Raw genomic sequence first — 1,007 nt, 5'->3', positions numbered from 1 at the left:
ATCAAGCCCATCTCAACAGGTGTCACATAGGGCGCACCGATAATCCCACAAGCCAGGCCAATGCTGACATAGCCAAGGGCAGTCGGCATGGCCGCCTGTACACCTTCCCAAAATCCTTTTTCTTTCATCCTTCTCCTCATATTCTCTCCAATTGAGGCTGTTCGTTATCACAGCCACAGCACGGACTATTATAACATATTCAAATAAGGGAAAAAAGTTTAGAGTTTGAAACTTGAAGCTAGTAAACATTGTAAAAAATGTTACCTGTTTATGGATACATGAGAAATTGATCCACTCGAATCATATACTTGTTGGCTTCAGTTTTTTCAGCATCTTCATCTTCTGTCGGATAGACATCGACCCAGAGTTCCCACTGTTGTCCTTTCAGCTTGACCTTGTAGCGATAACCGTCATCATAGAGTCCTACCGGATCAGTGGTCATGGACTGGTAATCTGGGAGTTCTTCCAATTCTTTTTTTACAGTCTGGGATAGATTGTTGATCACTACTTGTTGCTCCCCTTTTGAAGCTACAGTAATATGAGCTGTCGCTTCTTCCAAGCGATGCGATTTTGAAAATGTGAATCTTACTCGACCTGTATGGCCCTTCAAAGAAATATTTTCGTAATCATAGAAAAGGCGACCTGTTTTATAGAAATAAGGGTCTTCTGCACGCCAAGTATCGCGATAGGCCATTTCCTCTTCTTCCACCACTTGGCTAGCCTCTCCAAATACTTCTTCAAAAGATTTAACAGGCATACCAAACGAAAGGGATTCAAACAAAACTAGTTGCGTCTTGTTGATATTATGGCAAGCTGATAAAAGCATGAGTAAAGCTCCAAGAGCAAGTAAACTACTGATTATTTTTGTAATTTTCATATTTTTACTATACTAAAAAACTCTATCATTTGTCCAAGATAAAAGAGTTAACCATTAACTGACTTCTATTCTAGGGTATAGAAGGAAAGGATTACGATGCATGCCTCCGATATTGACTAATCCCAACCCC

The 1,007-nt window shown here is 40.2% G+C and carries 1 protein-coding gene and 1 pseudogene; both read right to left on the bottom strand.

The features are described from left to right. A pseudogene (locus tag GMD1S_RS11855) lies at positions 1-128 on the bottom strand (branched-chain amino acid ABC transporter permease); the annotation flags it as partial. A gap of 140 nt (positions 129-268) precedes the next feature. Next, positions 269-877 (bottom strand): hypothetical protein, encoded by a 609-nt coding sequence (locus GMD1S_RS08115; RefSeq protein WP_025172597.1) that lies wholly within the window; start codon positions 875-877, stop codon positions 269-271. Positions 878-1,007: the final 130 nt, after the last annotated feature.

This window comes from Streptococcus sp. GMD1S, from assembly GCF_000296875.1.
Lineage (GTDB): Bacteria > Bacillota > Bacilli > Lactobacillales > Streptococcaceae > Streptococcus.
This window is presented reverse-complemented; position numbering and strand designations above follow the sequence as displayed.